The following is a 15,065-nucleotide window of genomic DNA, read 5'->3' as shown; positions in this document are numbered from 1 at the left end:
CGCCGAGATCCGCCATGGCCTCTGTAGCGCCCCTCCCCCGCCGACGCTGGCGCCTGCTGCGCACCCTGAAGCGCTGGGTCGACACCGGCAGCGCTGCAGACCACGCCGCTGGCGAGCCCGGACGCATCGACTGGCTGCGCGCCGTACCGTTCGCGTTGATGCACCTGGCCTGCATCGCGGTGATCTGGGTAGGTATCTCGTGGACGGCAGTGATCGTCGCCGCAGCCCTCTACGCAGTGCGCATGTTTGCGATCACCGCCTTTTACCACCGCTACTTCTCGCACCGGACGTTCCAGGCATCGCGAACGGTGCAATTCGTGTTCGCGGTGATCGGCGCGTCCAGCGTGCAACGTGGGCCGCTGTGGTGGGCGGCCCACCATCGCCATCACCATCGGCATGCCGACCAACCGCTGGACCCGCACTCGCCGCGCGAAGGCGGCTTCTGGCGCAGCCACATGGGCTGGTTCCTCACCCGCGAGGCATTCGCCACGGATCTATCGCGCGTGCCTGACCTGGCGCGCTTCCCGGAACTGCGCTGGCTGGACCGTTTTGATACGGCGGTGCCGGTACTGCTGGCTGCCGCGCTGTACGCACTCGGCGCCGGCCTGGAGCGCTGGGCGCCCGGACTGCACACCTCTGGCCCGCAGTTGCTGGTGTGGGGCTTCTTCATTTCCACCGTGGTGCTGTTCCACGCCACCGTTACCATCAACTCGCTGGCCCATCGTTTTGGCCGGCGGCGCTTCGAGACCCGTGACGACAGCCGCAACAACCTCTGGCTGGCGCTGCTTACCTTCGGTGAAGGCTGGCACAACAACCACCATTTCTTCCCTGGGACCGTCCGCCAGGGGTTCCGCTGGTGGGAGATCGACCTGACCTGGTACGGGCTGCGCGCAATGGCGGCCATGGGCCTGGTAAGGGGACTCAAGCCCATCCCCGAGTGGGTACTGGCCAAGGCGAGGTACTGACATGCGCATCGCGATCATCGGCTCCGGCATTGCCGGCCTGGCCAGTGCCTGGTGGCTGGACGGCGAACACGAAGTGACGCTGTTCGAGGCCAACGATTACCTGGGCGGGCATACCCACACCCATGACGTGCAGGTGGACGGCACGCGCATGGCGGTGGATACCGGCTTCATCGTCTTCAATCCCCTGCACTACCCACTGCTGACGGCACTGTTCGAAGAACTGGGTGTGGCCTCGCAGCCGACCACCATGAGCTTCTCGATGCACAGCGAGCGCAGTGGCGTCGAGTACAACGCCACTTCGCTGGATGGCCTGTTCTGCCAACGTCGCAATCTGGTTTCGCCGCGCTTCTGGGGAATGCTGGCCGACCTGCGCCGGTTCTACCGGGATGCGCCGCTGCTGCTGGCGGAAGACGAAGGCCCGACACTGGGCCAGTACCTGCGCAGCCAGCGCTACGGCACCGCTTTCATCGACGAGCACCTGCTGCCGATGGCTTCGGCACTGTGGTCGTCACCGACCGCCACGGTCATGCAGTTCCCGGCCCGCTACCTGGCCCAGTTCATGGCCAACCACCAGATGCTGCAGATGACCGGGCGCGCACCCTGGCGGGTAGTCAGCGGTGGCTCGGCACGGTATGTCGATGCCCTTCGCGCCCGCTGGCGGGTGCGCGAGCGGCTGGAATGCCCGGTTCACTCGGTCGAACGCATGCCGTGGGGCGCGCGCGTGCACAGCGCGGCGGGCGTGGAGGGTTTCGACGAGGTCATCCTGGCATGCCACAGCGACCAGGCGCTTGCCCTGCTGCGTGACGCCGATCCGGCCGAACGCGAAGTGCTCGGCGCCATCCGCTACCAGCCCAACGAAGCAGTACTGCATACCGATGCATCGTTGCTGCCGCGCAACCGCAAGGCATGGGCTGCATGGAATGCACACGTTCCCAGGGATCCAGGCGCGCCCTGTACGGTCAGCTATTACATGAACCTCCTGCAGGGCCTGCCCGGTGACACCCCGCTGGTCGTGACCCTCAACCGCAGCGAGGCGATCGATCCGGCCAAGGTGCTGCGCAGGCTGCACTATGCCCACCCGGTGCACGATCATGCCGCTATCCGTGCCCAGCAGCGCTGGGCAGAGCTGCAGGGCCGCCGCCACACCTGGTTCGCGGGCGCATACTGGGGCTGGGGCTTCCACGAAGACGGCATCCGCAGCGCCCGCCGCGTGGTGGACGCGATGCGCGAGTGCACCGCGCACCGTGACAGCGTTGTACCCGGCGAGGTGGCAGCGTGAGTGCCAGCGCACTCTACTTCGGGCAGGTGATGCACCGACGGCATCATCCGCAGCCCCACGCATTCCGCTATCCGATCGCGCAGCTGCTGCTCGATCTGGACGAGCTGGAGACCGTGTTCGCCGGGCGCTGGCTGTGGTCGGTCAATCGCCGCAACCTGGCCGAGTTCCGCCGCAGCGACTACTTCGGCAATCCCGCACAACCACTGGCCGATGCGGTGCGCGACCGTGCCGCGGCCATCCTGGGCTATCGGCCTACCGGCCCGGTACGCCTGCTCACCCATCTTCGCTTCGCCGGGCACGTATTCAACCCGGTCAGCTTCTACTACTGCTACCAGTCCGATGGCAGCACCCTGGACTGCATCGTCGCCGAGATCACCAATACGCCCTGGAAGGAACGGCACGCCTATGTGCTGCCAGTCGCCACGGCCACCCACGAAGGCGCCTCGCTGCGCTGGCGGTTCGACAAGCGCTTCCATGTCTCACCGTTCATGCCGATGGATTGCCACTACGACTGGCGGTTCAACTGCCCGGATGATGATCTGCGCGTGCACATGCAGGTCTGGCGCCAAGGCGTTCGCCAGTTTGATGCCACCCAGACCATGCAGCGGCACGCGCTGGATGGCCGCGGGCTGGCCCGGGTCCTGGCCTGCTATCCCTTGATGACCCTGCAGGTGATGGCCGCCATCCACTGGCACGCGCTGCGGCTGTGGCTGAAGCGCAACCCCGTGCATGACCACCCTGCCCTTGCCGAGAAACCGCGATGAACTCGATGACTCCCCTGGTCGCCCTGCCGCGTCCCGGCGCCTTGGATGCCTTCCTGCGCCGCCGCCTGCTGGAACAGCTTGCCCCCATGCGCGACGGCCGCCTGTGCGTGCGTGATGCACTCGGCGAAGTCTGGCTGGGCGAAGCCCATGGCGAACTGCAGGTGACCGTCACCATCGATGACCCGGCGTTCTACCGCAAGGTTGCAGCGCAAGGCAGCGTGGGCGCAGGTGAAAGCTACATCCAGGGCGAATGGCACTGCGATGACCTGGTGGCGCTGATCCGGCTGCTGGTGCGCAATCGCGACCTGCTCGACGGCATGGAGCGCGGCCCGGCCCGCGTGGGTGGCTGGCTGCTGCGCGGCTGGAACCGCCTGCGCCGCAACAGCCGTGAAGGCAGCCGCCGCAACATTGCCGCGCACTACGACCTCGGCAACGACTTCTTTGCCCTGTTCCTGTCGCCCGACCTGATGTATTCCTCCGCCCTGTTCGACACAGAAGACGAGTCGCTGGAATCCGCCTCCCGGCGCAAGCTGGACCGCATCTGCCAGCAGCTCCAGCTCAAGCCGGGCGATCGCGTGGTGGAGATCGGCACGGGCTGGGGTGGTTTTGCGCTGCACGCGGCGCAGCACTACGGCTGCCACGTCACCACCACCACCATCTCCGCCGAGCAGCACGCGCTGGCTGCCCAGCGCGTGCAGGCGGCCGGCCTGCAGGACCAGGTCACGCTGCTGATGCAGGACTACCGCGACCTGCAGGGCCAGTTCGACAAGCTGGTGTCGATCGAGATGATCGAAGCCATCGGCGCAGAATACCTGGACACCTACATGGCCACGCTGCAGCGCCTGCTCAAGCCTGATGGCGTTGCCCTGCTGCAGGCCATCACCATCGAGGACCATCGCTACGAGCAGGCCCGGCGCAGCGTCGACTACATCAAGCGCTATGTGTTCCCCGGCAGCTTCATTCCGTCGATCAACGCGATCATGGCCGCCAAAACGCGGTCCAGCGACCTGCAGCTGATCGCCCAGCAGGACTTCGGCCACTCCTACGCGCTGACACTGCGCGCCTGGCGCCAGCGCTTCCTTGACCGGTTGCCCGACGTGCAGGCGCAAGGCTTCGATACGCGCTTCTGCCGCCTTTGGGAGTTCTACCTGGCCTACTGCGAGGGCGGCTTCCTGGAGCGCTCGATCGGGGTCTCCCATCTGCTGATGGCGCGCCCGGGGCATCGCCCGGGCGCCTCATCGGGCCAAGGTAGCTGAGATGCGCAGATTCTGGCCCAATCTGCTCGGCAACCAACTGGTCTGGGTGTGCGCCGTGGCCGGCGCCGGGCGCGGCTGGCAGTGGCCGGCGTTGCTGGCAGCCTCTCTCTACATCGGCAGCCAGCTGCTGACGTCGCCGCAACCACGGCTGGATCTTCGGTTGATGGTGTTGGCACTGGCCTGCGCATGGCTGGTCGACGCCAGTGCTGCCGCCAGCGGCACCGTGCGCTACGCCGCCGCCCCGCTGGGCTGGGTGCCGCCTCCCTGGATCATGGCGCTGTGGGCCGCGTTCGCGATGACGCTGACCACCTCGATGCGCTTCCTGCTGCGCCACCCTGCCTTGCCGGCCCTGTTCGGCCTGCTGTTGGCACCGCTGGCCTACCTCTCCGCAGCGCGCGGTTTCGATGCGGTCCGTTTCGCCGCACCCACGTGGCAGGGCCTGCTGGTGTTGGGTGCGGGCTGGAGCATCGCGCTTTCGCTGCTGTACGTCACCGCGCGTCGCGGCTCTCGCACCACCCCGCCCTCCCTGGCCGGAGCATCGTCATGATCAATCTGCTGTGGGTACTGCTGTATGCCGTGCTGGTGATGAGCTGGGGCTGGGCCTGGCAGCGCCGCCACCAGAACATCGGCGTTGTCGACGTGCTCTGGGCCAAGTGCGTGGGTGCCTCGGCCCTGCTGCTGGCGCTGCTCGGCGATGGCGCGATGTTGCCTCGGGTTGCGTTGGGCCTGCTCGGCGGCCTGTGGGGCGGCCGGTTGGCGCTGCACCTGTGGCGCCGGGTCCGTAGTGAACCCGAAGACGGGCGCTACCGTTATCTGCGCGAACACTGGCAGAGCCACCAGGGCAAGATCTTTGGCTTCTTCATGGCGCAGGCGCTGCTGGTCGTGCTGTTCGCTCTGCCCTTCGTTGCGGTGGCAGCCAATTCCCATGCCGGCCTGACACCGTGGACAGTTGCCGCAGCACTGGCCTGGCTGTTGAGCGTCGGCGGCGAGAGCCTGGCCGACCGCCAGCTCGCACGTTTCCGTGCCGACCCGGCGAACAAGGGCCGCACTTGCCGCGAGGGGCTCTGGCGTTATTCACGCCACCCCAACTACTTCTTCGAGTGGCTGCACTGGTTCACCTATGTGCTGCTCGCCGTCGGTTCCCCCCTGTGGTGGCTGGCGTGGGCCGGGCCGCTGCTGATGTATCTGTTCCTGCGCTATCTCAGCGGCATCCCCTTCACCGAGAAGCAGGCGTTGCGCAGCCGCGGCGACGACTACCGTGCCTACCAGCGCAGCACGCCGATGTTCTTTCCCTGGTTCCCCCGTTCTTCCAAGGAGCATTCCGCATGAGCGCGATCCCGTCACTGAATTCGGCCGAAGATGCGGAAACCGGGCTGATCGCCTGGGCCGAACGCGGGCTGGTTCCCGATGCGGCGCTGCGTGCCGGCATCCGGCGCCTGTGCGCGCAACGCCTGCACGAGGAATCGGCGGGAGGTATCGAGGCACAGTCCGCACTCTTCAGCCGTCGCATCGCAGAACTGACCGACAGTCCGCTCGCATTGCATACCGACGCGGCCAACCGCCAGCACTACGAAGTTCCCGCGGCATTCTTCCAGGCCTGCCTGGGCAAGCGGCTGAAGTACAGCAGCTGCTACTACCCCACCGGGCGCGAAACGCTGGACCAGGCCGAGGAGGCGATGCTGGAACTTTATGGCCAGCGTGCCGGACTTGCCGACGGCCAGCAGATTCTCGAACTGGGCTGTGGCTGGGGTTCGCTGACCCTGTGGATGGCCGAACGCTATCGGCAGGCCAACATCACTGCGGTGTCCAACTCGCACAGCCAGCGCCAGCACATCATGGCGCAGTGCCAGGCCAGGGGCCTGCACAACGTCGAGGTACTGACCCGCGACGTCAACCAGCTTGAGCTGCCCACGGCACGCTTCGATCGCTGTGTCTCGGTGGAAATGTTCGAGCATGTGCGCAACTACCAGCGACTGCTGGCGCACATCGCGCAGTGGCTGAAGCCCGACGGTGCGCTGTTCGTGCACATCTTCGCCCATCGCACGTTGATGTACCCGTTCGAGACCGAGGGCGGCGACAACTGGATGGGGCGCCACTTCTTCACCGGCGGCCTGATGCCGGCCGCTGACACCCTGCTGCATTTCCAGCGCGACCTGCGGCTCGATCAGCGCTGGCTGCTGGACGGCACCCACTACCAGCGCACCGCCGACCATTGGCTGGCCAACCAGGATGCGGCCCGCGAGGCGGTGATGCCGGTTCTGGTCGCAACCTACGGCCAGGCGGCGGCGAAGATCTGGTGGCAGCGCTGGCGCATGTTCTGGATGGCCTGCGCCGAGCTGTTCGGCTACGACGATGGCCAGCAGTGGCTGGTTGCCCACTATCTGTTCCGTCCCCGTTGAGGTGTGACATGCGCATGCGCTCCCTGCTTCCCCTGCTGGCCTTGAGCCTGTTCGGTTCCGGCTGCAGCTCCAGCGATACCCGTCCTCTGCCCCGCCCGCCCTCGGTGGACGTGCCGCGCTTCATGGGCGACTGGTATGTGATCGCCCACATACCCTCATGGCCGGAGCGCGAGGCCTTCGACGCGGTTGAGAGCTATGCACTGCGGCCGGACGGGCGCATCCAGACGACCTTCACCTATCGCAAGGGCAGTTTCGACGCCCCGCAGAAGTCGATGCACCCGGTTGGCCGGGTGGAGAAGAACGGCAATGGCGCGATCTGGGGCATGCAGTTCGTCTGGCCGATCCAGGCTGAGTATGTGATTGCCTGGCTGGACGACGACTATGGCCAGACCATCGTCGCACGCAGCAAGCGCGACTATGTCTGGTATATGGCGCGTACCCCGCACGTGTCGGACAGCGACTACCAGCACGCCGTGGAGCGCATCGCGGCCATGGGCTACGACACCGGCAGGCTCAGGCGCGTACCTCAGTCGGTGCGATAGATCGCCAACCGCCCACCACTCGGCTCGCGGGTGACCAGGCACTTAGGCGTGACGCGTCACATTAATACCCCCTCGAAGGGTGCCGGCAGCCCTGCAACCCAGGCCACCTGTATCCAGCGAGCGCGCGCCAGGACACTACGTCCCCGCAGCTTTCAACCCGACGATATGTCCAGCCCATGGATCAGCACTTATCGATGGAGCTCATCCATCGATCTTTAGGAATAGTCGTAAAAACGCAACAAATTCGATGTTCGACGCGACAGCGGCGCCAGAATGGCGGCCACGCCCATGGGCGCTGACCACCTCCCGCGCATGAATGGATTTCCTGCACCGCGCCGGCTTCGCCTGGCGCTCCTGGACGACCATGAAGTCGTCCGTCGCGGCACCGCCCTGCACCTGTCAGGCGATCTCCGGTTCGACATCGTCGCCAGCCATGGTTGCAGCGACGCGCTGATCGACAGCCTGCACCGCATGCCCGTGGATGTGGCCATCATCGATCTCACGCTCGCCCGTGGCGACCTGGGCGGCATCGAGCTGGTTACGCTGCTCTGTCGCGAATTCCCGCGCACACCAATGCTGGCCTTCGCCACGCTCTCTCCCACCACGAATCTCAACAGCCTGATCGATGCCGGACTCGGTGGGTTCGTCAGCAAGGCCGAACCCCTTGCGGCATTGTCCGACGCCATCGTGCGCGTCTTCCAGGGCCTGATCCGGATTCCGCCGGACGTCAGGCTGGCCGGTGATCGTGGCGAGCTCAGCCGCAACGAGCGGGAGGTACTGGAGCTGCTGCTGGAAGGCCTGACCGTATCGGAGATCGCGCTGCGCCGGCACCGCAGCATCAAGACCGTCAGCACACAGAAGGTCGCGGTGCTGCGCAAGCTGGGATTGCGCAGCGATGTGGAGATCTATGCGCTGCGTGAACGGCTGGAGTCTCCGTGAGGCGCCATGCGCCATTGCGCCCGTGCCTGCTGATCCTCGGGTTGCTGGTGCTGCTTCTCCTTCCCGCTGCGTCGGCGGAAGATATCCGGTCACCACGCTGGCTGCCGGGCAGCAGCGTGCGGGTCTCCACCGCCCCGTCCCTACGCCCCGCGCCCGCCGCGATGGCCGATCCGTCATCACCGCCGACGCTCGCCCATGGCTACGCCAACCTGGTGGCGCGTCACGCCCAACTCAGCTTCCTGGAACAGCCCTACCCGACGACCGCCGCATCAATCCTCGCTGTGTGCCATCACGAGGCCGACCTGGTCATGGTGTTTGGCGGTGCGAGACACCAGAAGCTACCCTGCCCCGACCTTGCCGCGTCCAGCCGCTTCCGGGGTGGCGCCACTCTGCTGGCAGGGCGCGCCGGCGAATGGCTGCCACGGGAGATACGCGGGCTCGACGGCCGGGTCGTGGCCGTGGTTGAAGGCGGGCCCTACGCCGGCTGGCTGCGCGCGCATCACCCTCAGATCCGGCTGCAGCCCCTGCCTGATCGGTACGCAGCATTGGCGGCAGTGCAATCCGGCGTGGCCGACGTGGCGATTGGCCTGGAATCCACGCTGCGCCCGCTGGTTCGACGCCATTTCAACGGCAGCCTGCGCCTGCAGCCATTCGACAGCGACTTCTCCACCGACCTCTACCTGCTCGTCCGCCAGGAAGACCAGCAGCTGCTTGAACGCATCGGACAGGCATTGCGGGAGATCACACTCGAGGAGCATGCGAGCCTGCTCCACCTGTGGGCAGGCCAGACCCTGCCAGCAGCGGCGGGAAACGCACTGGACTGGATGCAGGCCTCGCCCCCGCGCGGCTGGCTGTTGCTGGCCCCTCTGCTGGTCGCCCTGCTGCTGTGGCCCATGACCCGTCACCTGCGGGTACGGGGCGACCGCCGCAGCGCGCAGGCCATCGGGATGATCAGTCACGAGATGCGCAATTCTGCGCAGGCCGTACTGGCCTCGATCGAGCTGCTTGGACAATCGGCACTGCCGAAAGGCGAGCGCGATCTGCTCGCCGCTGCCAGCAGCGCCAGCCAATCCCTGCGCGGCCTGTTGAATCGCGCACTGGATTTTTCGCGTCTCGCCAGCGGCGCTTTCAGGCCTCATGCACAAGCCTGTGATGCGACCCAGCTTTGCCGGCAGGCACTGGAGGCCATTCGGCCACAGGCGCAACGGAAAGGGCTGCAACTGCATCTTGATGCCCCGGCCGAACCTTTGCCGATCATTCTCGTGGACATTGATGCGCTACGCCAGATTGCCAGCAATCTGCTGGCCAATGCGGTGAAGTTCAGTGATATCGGCGGCATCGAGCTGCGCCTGCGACTGCTTCCAGCAGCGCGGCCGCAGGAGCTGCTGATGGAGGTGATCGACAGCGGGATCGGGATCGCGCCAGCACGGGTAGCCGAACTGTTCCAGCCTTTCCGTCAAGGCAGCGATGGGCATCAGCGTGGCGGTAGTGGCCTCGGGCTTTCCATTGCACGCGAGCTGGCGCGTGCGATGGGAGGCGATCTGACCGTGCACAGCGTCCTCGGTCGCGGCAGCCGCTTCATCCTGCGCCTGCCGGTGTGCACAGCTGACTCTGCCGAGAGTGTCCGGGACATGCCCGTGGAGGGCACGCCACTGGCCGGGCTGCAACTGCTGCTGGTGGAGGACCACGCACTCAATCGCCACGTCATTGCCGAACAGTTGCGGCGCTGGGGCGCCGAGGTATGTGCCCTGGAAGATGCGGCCAGCGCGCTGGCCGAACAGATACGCCACCCCCGCCCTGCCGCGTTGATCGACATTGGGCTGCGTGGCATCGATGGCTACGCATTGGCACGCGAACTGCGCGCCCGCAGCGGGCATCCGGTCCGTCTGATCGCCTTGTCTGCCCGCAGCGGGCGAGGTCACCACGCACGCTGCCGCCGCTCGGGTTTCGACGCGGTGCTGGCCAAGCCGCTGCGCGCCGCCGAACTGCTCGCTGCGCTGGGCATTCCGGCGCCGGAGAGCGTGGACGCACTTGAGCAGGTGACTGAAATGGACGCGGCCTACAGCGCCGACATCTGCGATGAACTCGGCAGGATCGAGCGGATTGTCGATCATGCAGACGCATCGGCGCTCGGTCATCACGCGCACCGATTGCAGGGCGCGCTACAGATGCTGGGTCAATGCGAGCACGCCGCCATCGCGGCCGAGCTGGTCGATCTGGCGCAGGACGCCACGCCGGACTGGACCGACGCACGTCGCCTGCTGTGCGTACTGCAGGCCGGACAGGGCGCCCGCGTCGCGGGAACCCTGCCCAACCCCTTGATCACGCGGCCAGACGCTCGACCTGGCGACGGGTCAGGTCATTGAAGCGACCCAGCGACATCAGGTGCTGGTGGATCAGTGCCAGCCAGCCACTGCGGTGCCACTCGACCACGGTTGCTTCCGGCAGCGCCACGAACTTCTCGACGTCCACGACCAGGAAGCCGTTGAGGTTGAACTCCCGGCCATCCGGGATACGCACGGTGGCGTTGCGCTCCACCAGCAGGCCGTTGTCGACCAGGGCCTTGGAGAAAGCCTGGGTCTGTTCGTGTTCGCGGGTGTACTGGCCGCAGAATTCCAGGGCCTGCTGCACCATCTCGGTCGCCTTGCCGTCAACGAACAGCGGCTGGCCTTCCTCGCCCCCCTTGACCACGCGCGGGCTCTCTTCGTCGATGCCCAGCAGGAAATCATTCTCCGCACCGGTGTCGATGAAGATGAAGGGGTGGCGGCGCAGGTAGGCGGGAATGTAGGCCTCGTCTTCCCACAGGCCATCCTTGATGAACAGGTTCTGGTCGGACACGCCCACGGCAGCCATCGGAACCGCGCTCGGGCCGGCAAACAGGATCGGGAAGTGGTGCAGGGCCAGCGAGAACTCGCCCAGCACCAGCGGAATGGCATTGTTGCCGGCGGCGAACTCCAGCTTGCCCGGCAGGATGCGCAGATCGGCATGCACATCGGCCTGCAGCGGCACCGGGCGGGTATAGAACAGGGGGGCGCCGCTCGGCGCCGCTTCGGTGGTGGTGTCGCTGGTGGTGGTCATGTTGGGAACCGTTCGATCATGCGCGCCTGCCATCCCGGGCACGCCAGCGGGAACAACCTGAATCCCGCATTATCAACAAGCTCGATGACAACGGCCACCCCACCGGCGAACTATTTCAGCTGCAGGGGGTAGCGCTGCCAGAGTACGTGGACCAGGAAACCGGCCAGCTCGGTGTCGCGGGCACTGACCGCCGCACGGATCTTGTCCAGCAGCACCATGTCACTGCAGGAACGCACGTCGGCATGGTTGGCCTGCCCTGCCCTGCGCGCACGATAGCGCGCCGCCCGCTGCGCATCGCTCATCGCGTACCCGAACTTGGGCGGACGACCGCGCTTGCGCGGCAGGGTCAGCTCCAGGGTTCCGGGGTCTTTGTCATCACGCATGAGAGGGGTGCGGGCGGCGGCGAGCAACGGGGGGTGCGCAATTTATCGTGAGGCATCACTTTAATCCAGCTTTTTCTGCGAATTTGTTGCAGCGCAATGCAAACGTTCGCGCACCGATGCGGCCTCATCCACGCATGGCGTGGATCTACTGCAGAGCTCGCGACCCGGTCACCCGGTAGATCCACGCCATGCGTGGATACGGAAACCCGGACAAAAAAAATGGGAGCCCGCGAACGGGCTCCCCTCACCTTGCCTATGCCGCGCGTACTGGCTCATAGCCGTGCAGGTGCGCCTCACTGCTGGCCCGCCCCTGGCTGAGCGAACGCAGCGAGGTGGTGTAACCCACCAACTGCGCCAGTGGCGCGAAACCACTGACCTCGGCACGACCGTCCTGGTCCTCGATGCGGGCGATGCGGCCATGGCGCCGGTTGAGGTCGCCGACCACATCACCCACCGACGCCGACGGCGAATGCACCGTCACCGCCATCACCGGCTCCAGCAGCTGCGTGCCACCCTCGGCCAGCGCCGCCTTGATCGCCTCGGCGCCTGCGCGATGGAATGCCATCTCCGAAGAGTCCTTGGCATGGGTCTGGCCATCGACAAGACTGACCTCGATGCCGACCACCGGATGACCCTGCGGACCTTCCGACAGCGCAGCACGCACGCCCTTTTCCACCGCCGCGATGAAGCTGCGCGGCACCACGCCACCGACGATGCGGTCGTTGAACACGACAAGATCGTCGTCGCGCGGCGCCACATCCAGCACCACGTGCGCGAACTGGCCCTGGCCACCGGTCTGCTTGACCAGACGCCCGACGACACCGGTCATCGGGCGCATCGGCGTCTCCTGGTAGGCCACGCGTGGCGCACCTACGGCCACGTCGACCTTCCATTCGCTGCGCAGGCGCTCGACCATCACTTCCAAGTGCAGCTCGCCCATGCCCCAGACCAGGGTTTCACCCGTTTCCCGGTCCGTTTCCACACGGAACGAGGGGTCTTCCTGGGCCAGGCTGGCCAGTCCCTGCGCCATCCGGATCAGGTCCGCCGCACGCGCCGGCTCCAACCGCCAGGCCAGCACCGGCGCCTGGGCCTGGATGTTCTCCAGCCGCAGCGGCTGCGCACGGCTGCTCAGCGTCTCGCCACTGACCGCATCCTTCCAGCCCAGTACCGCGACAATGTCACCGGCCACGGCCTGCTCGATGTCATGGGTCTGGTCGGCCTGCACCCGCACCAGGCGACTGACACGCCGCCCTTGCGGATGCTGCGAACTGGCCACCGCGTCGCCCACCTTCAAGGTACCCGAGTACAGCCGCACGAAGCTCAACGCGCCGTGCTGCTGGTGGGTGATCTTGAACAGCAGGCCTGCCAGTGGACCGTCCGGATCCGGCGGCAGCATCACCTCGCCCTCATCGCTTTCGGCGCTGACAGCAGGGCGATCCAGCGGCGACGGCAGGTAATCGACCACGGCATCCAGCAGCGTCTCGATGCCCTTGTCCTTGAACGCAGCACCGGCCAGCACAGGCACGCCTGCACCCGCCAGCGTCGCCCGGCGGATTGCCGCGCGCAGCGCCCCGGCATCGATCACGCGACCTTCCAGCCAGGCATCGGCCAGTTCTTCGTCATGATCGGCCACAGCTTCGACCAGCGCATCGCGCTGGGCCTGCCATTGGGCCCGCGCCGCTTCGTCCCACGGGGTCACCGTGGTTGCGCCGCCCTCCTGCCACTGCAGCACGCGCTCATCGACCAGATCGACCCAGCCATTGAAGCCGCTTTCGCTGCCCAACGGCACGCCCAGCGCCCACGGCCGCGCGCGCAGCTTGTCCTGCAGCTGCTCCAGCACGCGCTCAAACGAAGCGCCTACGCGGTCCATCTTGTTGACGAAAGCGATCAGCGGCACGCGATGGCGACGCGCCTGGCGCCACACCGTCTCGGACTGCGGCTGCACGCCATCCACGGCCGAGAACACCGCCACGGCGCCGTCGAGTACCCGCAGGGATCGCTCGACTTCGATGGCGAAGTCGATGTGGCCGGGGGTGTCGATCAGGGTCAGCCGATGCGGCGGCAGATCACGCGGTGCCCACTGCGCCTGCACGGCGGCCGCGCCAATGGTGATGCCCCGTTCGCGCTCGATCGCCGAGAAGTCGGTGGTCGCATTGCCGTCGTGCACTTCGCCGACGCGATGGATCTCGCCGCTTTTCCACAGCAGGCGTTCGGTCAGCGTGGTCTTGCCGGCGTCGATGTGGGCAATGATGCCAAGGTTGCGACGGCGGGAAAGGACTTGGGTGTTCATGAGATAGGTTCCTGCAAAGCCAACGATGGGGGCCGCGCACCCCGGTTGGCGACAGGGTGCGCGGCTAGCGTTCGGTCTCGGCGATCTGGTGCATGGCACGTTCTCCTTGCGGTACGTCGGGTTAGGGAAATGAAACTGCAGAAACGAAAAGAGCGCCCCGAAGGGCGCTCTGTGGATGATCCAGCGATAGCCGCTTCAGCGGCCCTGTGGAGCTCCAGGCAGACACGCCCGTTCCGCGCTTGCGCGGGTCAGGGTGAAAAACTTCAGGAGCGGCATCCGGTTCATGGGGCGCATTCTAGACCTGCCAATCTGGCGCGCAAGTGAATATTGCAAACATAAATAGAACGATGAGACCAGCAAAGATCGGGGTCAGATCCCTTTGCCCCGGGCAAAGGGTTCTGCCCCCTGGCAGCCCTCACTTGCAGCCGTGCAGCTTGCGCGCCTCGGCCACTGTTGCAGGCTGGTCATCCCCCATCGACATCCAGCCCTTCAACGAAATCGCCGGGTCCACGTGCGGCAGCCGTGGGCCACCATGAATCACGACCTCGATCCAGCTCCCCACCGGCGCCAGCTCGGACAGGCGTGCCGCCTGATCATCTTCGGTGCTGAATGTGTCGTCCGGGCCCGCCGGCGGCGTGGTATTCACGGTTTCCGTCTTGCGGGTTCGGACCCGAAGAGCACCATCCGGCAGCCGCTGACTGATCACGTCGTAGCGCTCGATACCGTATGCCCAGCTGTTCTCGCCAACACTGCGGGTCTCGCTACCGTCATCCGCCACGGTTACCACCTCGCCTGCCGGCCCGACAACGCCCGCGACAGCCCCCAAGCCGGACATCAGTGCCTGATAGACGATCATCTGCCGCTGCTCGGTAGTCAGCGCTCCGGCCTTGAGCTTGGCGGCAGGAATCTGCAGGTACGCCGCTTCACTGCACAGCACAAGTACCTGCTGGTCGTCCCAGCTCACCGACATTTCCTCGTTGGCAAAGTACTGCGTCTTCATCGACGTCACCGCGGCACCGTCGCCACTGGAATGCCGGGTTTCGATCAGCGAGGCATTCTCGGCCGCGTTGGTCAGCGAAACCTGGGAGGTCGACGCTGCATGGGCTGCGCAAACGGAAGCAATCATCGCGGCAAGCAGCACGCTGCGGGTAACGGTGCGGAACATGGCAT

The 15,065-nt window shown here is 66.3% G+C and carries 14 protein-coding genes; 10 read left to right on the top strand and 4 right to left on the bottom strand.

Features of this window, described 5'->3' with window-relative positions:
• The first annotated feature begins 14 nt into the window (after positions 1 to 14).
• From ACM0PB_RS14505 to ACM0PB_RS14460, 10 genes are all read left to right on the top strand, one after another.
• Positions 15 to 965, top strand: a complete 951-nt coding sequence (locus tag ACM0PB_RS14505) for an acyl-CoA desaturase (RefSeq protein ID WP_065178583.1) — start codon at positions 15 to 17, stop codon at positions 963 to 965.
• Position 966: 1 nt separating this feature from the next.
• Positions 967 to 2,244 carry an NAD(P)/FAD-dependent oxidoreductase gene (locus tag ACM0PB_RS14500; RefSeq protein ID WP_164229442.1) on the top strand — a complete coding sequence of 426 codons (1,278 nt, stop codon included), beginning with the start codon at positions 967 to 969 and terminating at the stop codon, positions 2,242 to 2,244.
• On the top strand, positions 2,241 to 3,008 hold the full coding sequence (locus ACM0PB_RS14495) for a DUF1365 domain-containing protein (protein WP_164229443.1): 768 nt from the start codon (positions 2,241 to 2,243) through the stop codon (positions 3,006 to 3,008). The genes ACM0PB_RS14500 and ACM0PB_RS14495 overlap by 4 nt, the downstream gene beginning before the upstream one ends.
• The gene (locus ACM0PB_RS14490; RefSeq protein ID WP_164093171.1) at positions 3,005 to 4,264 is read left to right on the top strand and encodes an SAM-dependent methyltransferase; all 1,260 of its coding nucleotides are present in this window, start codon (positions 3,005 to 3,007) and stop codon (positions 4,262 to 4,264) included. The genes ACM0PB_RS14495 and ACM0PB_RS14490 overlap by 4 nt, the downstream gene beginning before the upstream one ends.
• A gap of 1 nt (position 4,265) precedes the next feature.
• Positions 4,266 to 4,811, top strand: a complete 546-nt coding sequence (locus tag ACM0PB_RS14485) for a DUF2878 domain-containing protein (protein WP_164093170.1) — start codon at positions 4,266 to 4,268, stop codon at positions 4,809 to 4,811.
• Entirely contained in the window at positions 4,808 to 5,593 is a 786-nt protein-coding gene (locus ACM0PB_RS14480; protein ID WP_088497490.1) for a DUF1295 domain-containing protein, read from the top strand. Before ACM0PB_RS14485 ends, ACM0PB_RS14480 begins: the two co-directional genes overlap by 4 nt.
• On the top strand, positions 5,590 to 6,663 hold the full coding sequence (locus ACM0PB_RS14475) for an SAM-dependent methyltransferase (RefSeq protein ID WP_164093169.1): 1,074 nt from the start codon (positions 5,590 to 5,592) through the stop codon (positions 6,661 to 6,663). The genes ACM0PB_RS14480 and ACM0PB_RS14475 overlap by 4 nt, the downstream gene beginning before the upstream one ends.
• Before the next feature lie 8 nt (positions 6,664 to 6,671).
• Entirely contained in the window at positions 6,672 to 7,205 is a 534-nt protein-coding gene (locus tag ACM0PB_RS14470; protein ID WP_005416504.1) for a lipocalin family protein, read from the top strand.
• A 312-nt stretch (positions 7,206 to 7,517) separates the two neighbouring features.
• The gene (locus tag ACM0PB_RS14465) at positions 7,518 to 8,144 is read left to right on the top strand and encodes a response regulator transcription factor (protein WP_111191024.1); all 627 of its coding nucleotides are present in this window, start codon (positions 7,518 to 7,520) and stop codon (positions 8,142 to 8,144) included.
• Entirely contained in the window at positions 8,141 to 10,510 is a 2,370-nt protein-coding gene (locus tag ACM0PB_RS14460; RefSeq protein ID WP_414604394.1) for an ATP-binding protein, read from the top strand. Before ACM0PB_RS14465 ends, ACM0PB_RS14460 begins: the two co-directional genes overlap by 4 nt.
• Here ACM0PB_RS14460 and ACM0PB_RS14455 read toward each other — a convergent pair.
• From ACM0PB_RS14455 to ACM0PB_RS14440, 4 genes are all read right to left on the bottom strand, one after another.
• Positions 10,467 to 11,222 carry a SapC family protein gene (locus ACM0PB_RS14455; RefSeq protein WP_053496662.1) on the bottom strand — a complete coding sequence of 252 codons (756 nt, stop codon included), beginning with the start codon at positions 11,220 to 11,222 and terminating at the stop codon, positions 10,467 to 10,469. The genes ACM0PB_RS14460 and ACM0PB_RS14455 overlap by 44 nt on opposite strands.
• Before the next feature lie 110 nt (positions 11,223 to 11,332).
• Entirely contained in the window at positions 11,333 to 11,605 is a 273-nt protein-coding gene (locus ACM0PB_RS14450; RefSeq protein ID WP_005409616.1) for a hypothetical protein, read from the bottom strand.
• Between the two features lie 253 nt (positions 11,606 to 11,858).
• Positions 11,859 to 13,895, bottom strand: a complete 2,037-nt coding sequence (fusA, locus tag ACM0PB_RS14445) for an elongation factor G (protein ID WP_065184866.1) — start codon at positions 13,893 to 13,895, stop codon at positions 11,859 to 11,861.
• Between the two features lie 415 nt (positions 13,896 to 14,310).
• A complete protein-coding gene (locus tag ACM0PB_RS14440) occupies positions 14,311 to 15,060 on the bottom strand; it encodes a hypothetical protein (RefSeq protein WP_065178577.1) in 750 nt (249 codons plus the stop codon).
• Between the last annotated feature and the right edge of the window lie 5 nt (positions 15,061 to 15,065).

This window comes from Stenotrophomonas sp. AR029 (assembly GCF_047520695.2).
Lineage (GTDB): Bacteria > Pseudomonadota > Gammaproteobacteria > Xanthomonadales > Xanthomonadaceae > Stenotrophomonas > Stenotrophomonas sepilia.
Note: the sequence above shows the minus strand (reverse complement) of the source record. Positions and strands in the feature narration are given on the sequence as shown.